Source organism: Paradesulfitobacterium aromaticivorans, from assembly GCF_054657415.1.
Genome location: NZ_BAAHYT010000003.1, coordinates 1 through 3,455, shown reverse-complemented (window position 1 = coordinate 3,455; position 3,455 = coordinate 1). Strand labels below are relative to the sequence as shown.

General features: G+C 39.4%; 2 protein-coding genes, 1 rRNA gene and 1 pseudogene. 3 read left to right on the top strand and 1 reads right to left on the bottom strand.

Translation table 11 applies throughout. The features are described from left to right. Nucleotides 1-95 precede the first annotated feature (95 nt). Nucleotides 96-1,808 carry an IS1634 family transposase gene (locus tag ACYQ2N_RS00585; protein ID WP_459996793.1) on the bottom strand — a complete coding sequence of 571 codons (1,713 nt, stop codon included), beginning with the start codon at nt 1,806-1,808 and terminating at the stop codon, nt 96-98. Nucleotides 1,809-2,190: 382 nt separating this feature from the next. Here ACYQ2N_RS00585 and ACYQ2N_RS00580 point away from each other — a divergent pair, with 382 nt between their 5' ends. The 3 genes and pseudogenes from ACYQ2N_RS00580 to ACYQ2N_RS00570 all read left to right on the top strand — a co-directional run. After that, a complete protein-coding gene (locus ACYQ2N_RS00580) occupies nt 2,191-2,460 on the top strand; it encodes a DUF1294 domain-containing protein (RefSeq protein WP_459996791.1) in 270 nt (89 codons plus the stop codon). Nucleotides 2,461-2,487: 27 nt separating this feature from the next. Then, a pseudogene (locus ACYQ2N_RS00575) lies at nt 2,488-2,729 on the top strand (hypothetical protein). Between the two features lie 528 nt (nt 2,730-3,257). Next, nucleotides 3,258-3,455 (top strand): 16S ribosomal RNA (locus ACYQ2N_RS00570); the annotation flags it as partial.

The window sequence follows — 3,455 nt, the reverse complement described above, 5'->3', positions numbered from 1 at the left end:
CATCTTTGACAGTTAAAAACTATAAAAAGCTTGAAAGCCCTGTATTTGCAAGGTGTTCAAGCTTTTTTTGTATTTTAAAAAAGTGAGTAATTTTTTTATTTCTTAGTCGTGCTTAGAATTTTTTTCATCTGTGTCTTTTTTATAATCTCGAAATCTGTTCGAAAGCAGAAAGATTCATGCAGAGCATCTGTAAAATCAGTTCTTGTGTAGGTCGGTATATATCCCTCGCCCTTGATCTCATAGAAATTCATTTCTCTCAATCCGTTGACGATTTCACTGCATGTAAACTTATTTCCTAGTTTCTTTTCCAATAATCGATAAATGATGAGGGCCATAAAGCAGGTAGTAAAATGTGCTTTAATTCTATCTTCGCGACTTAAGTACACTGGTCGGGCTTTAAACTCGCTTTTCATGATCCGGAAACATTCTTCAATCTCCCAGCGCCGCTGGTTAATTCGGATGATTTCCTGAGCACTACCTTCGAGGTTCGTGCAAACGGCATAAAATCCGTCATAGGCTTCTTCGGCAACGATGGTTTCGTTATTTAAGGCATAGAGTTCATTGTCGGCTATTTCGCCATCAGACGTACAGCTGGTTTTCTTGATAAAACGTTTATAGTCGTTCTGATTGCTTTTTGAAATTTTAGTCGGATTCGAATCAAGTAATTTCTGAGCACGTTCGATTTGTGAATTACGAATTTGACGTTGATAGTTTTTATACTTGATGGAGTAAGTGACAATAAGTTTTTGTTCTAGGCCATTTTCTTTAATCCAGCGTTCTTTGAAGAAGCATTTGTCTTTATAGGTTTCCTCGTCAAGCTGGGCGATATCATAAGTTTTATCATGATCTGCAAGATGCCAGTCTTTTGAATCAAGAGACCATTCTTTTAAATGCTTTTTTAGTTTTTTAATCGATTGGGTCGTGATAAATGCGCGTTCGCCTTCGTTGTTGAACCTTCTGTTCTTTTCAGAAGCCAGTCCGGCATCTGTACAGACAACAAATTTGGAAAGTTTAAAATCGGAAAGTATTTTTTGCTCTAAGGGTTTAAGCGTAATCTGTTCATTCGTGTTGCCGCTGTTGAGATTAAAAGCAAGAGGAATACCGTCTCCATCCATGAACAGACCCATTTGGATGATAGGGTTCGGTCGGTGTTCTTTTGAAGCGCCATACTGTTTAAGGCCTTCTTCTTGCTCGATTTCAAAGAAATAATTGGTACAGTCATAATAGAGAATACCCGTGTTTCTCTTTGAAATTTTGAGGCTGTTGCTATAAAGAGAAGACTGAATGAAGTCCATTTCTTTGGAAATGACTTCAAGTGCTCTGTACACATGCTGCAATTCAAAGTCAGTTTGTTCAATGAACTTTGAGGAATGCTTGTAGGTAGCGAGTTTGGAAGAAGGAAAAAGGATCCGTCCGTAAAGGAGCCGTGACAGTATAGCATTCAGATCAAAAAAGAACTTATACTTTTTTGATATCTCAGCGGAAACCTTATGAAGATTGAGTTCGTGATAGATCTGCTGGAGAAAAAGATAACCACCGTTGAAGAAGTGTTGTTGATCCTTGGAGATTACTTTAGATGGAGAGTATTTAACGATGACTTCTCGCGATTGCTCTTTCTCTTTTTTGTTAAGGTCTTCTATGTATGATTTAGCCCATTCAATAGGATCTCGCCCATTTAGTTTTTGCTGTAATTCAGCAAGCGTCCCTAACTTTTCAACAACTTTTGTGGAACGCCTACCGTTCTCGTAAATAGATTGTATGACATAAAGCGAAGTAGCATTTTTAGACTTGGATATACTAAGTCGCATAGTAACAATCTCCTCCAATCCCTTACATTATAACACATTACGCTAAATTACGCACTAAGGATTGGAGAAAATTTGACATTTTTCCAATAAAAAAAGCCCTGTTTTCAAGGCTTGTAGAAATTTCTATATAAGCGCAAGTGTCAAAGACCCGGTATTGACAAAGGGAATTATGCGTGATATAGTATAGTTAGATTAGTGTCTGTAAATTATATTTGCTGTCTCAAATTTTACTTTACCATTAATTTTTTTACGAGTCAATGGTTTTTTTAATTAGGATTTAAAATTAAGAGGAAACGGTCAAGAGAGCTAACTCCTGGCCATTTTTGTTTATCGCTTAAGGTTATGAAATCTGGCTAAGCCAGAAACGACAGGTGATGGTAAAATGGCATATGGGTTGGGTATTTATCTCCTATGGAACCTAGTGACGATGGCGGTGGTCGGCTTGGACAAGTTCAAAGCCCGTCACAACCAGTGGCGCGTTCGTGAAAGCACGCTGCTAGGCCTCGCTTTCGCCATGGGAGGGGTAGGGGTTTTTATAGGCATGCAGCTGTTTCGTCATAAGACGCAGCATGTAAAGTTTAAGGTGGGTGTCCCTTTGTTTATCGGATTAAATATAGCTACGGTTATTCTGACGTGGAGATATGTTGTTTAGAGAAAAAGTTGATAGGAGTAGCGTTTAATGTTCATGTATGTTTTTTCGATCGTGCTGATCGTAGCATCCAATGTTTTGTATAATGTAGCACAGAAATCCACGCACGAAAGAGCAAACCCGTTTTTGGCCTTGCTTATAACCTAGCCAACATCGCTCTGGCACTCATACTCATTCCTGTTGGAGTTTTTTTCCATAAGGAGGGCTTCGGAGGAACCAAACTTATCGGTGCTGCTTTATGTATTCTTGGCTTGATACTTTTCAACAAGTAATTCGAGGCTGAACCCGTATGCAAAAAATATTAAATAATTAGGATATTTTATCCATCTGAGGAATATAATAAGTTATTGACGTCAATGGATATTGATGATAAGATGACATTCGTCTCCGGTTGAGGCGGCAAACCCAATCAGGGATAACTCTTGAAAAGCTTTAATAAAAGATGACGGAGGAAAACAAAAGCAGTTGACATCAAAAAGGTGTTATGCTAATATAAGATTCCGTCAGTCGCCAATACGGCGATGATCTTTGGTCTTTGGTCGCTCTCGGACATCCAACACCTTGCCATCCCGATAGTCCCAGTGGACTGTCGCACTTGTTTGGCGGTGTCTAATCTCAAACATCGTGTTTGAGTCATGTCCTTCGCGACACTCAGATCGTCCTGATCTTTGAAAACTAAACAACAAGACGCCAATGTAACTCGTCAGTTTAGCTGAGCAATCAGCCGTAACTGAGAAATTGATTTTGAGCGATCGAAATCTCTTAAGAAGAATCGAACTTCCTATGGAAGTGAGATAAATTTTATGGAGAGTTTGATCCTGGCTCAGGACGAACGCTGGCGGCGTGCCTAACACATGCAAGTCGAACGGTTCAGTGTCTAACACCGAGTGTTTAAGGGAGAAAATGTTGGAGCCATGCGAGAGCGCGAAGAATGAGCGCTCCACGCATTTAATAAGTGCCAACACAACTTCAAGTGAATGTTCGGTGTTAGATGCTGG

Excerpts from the sequence above, each read along its gene's own strand:
- ACYQ2N_RS00585 (WP_459996793.1), bottom strand. The coding sequence starts at position 1,808 with ATGCGACTTAGTATATCCAAGTCTAAAAATGCTACTTCGCTTTATGTC.
- ACYQ2N_RS00580 (WP_459996791.1), top strand. The coding sequence starts at position 2,191 with ATGGCATATGGGTTGGGTATTTATCTCCTATGGAACCTAGTGACGATG.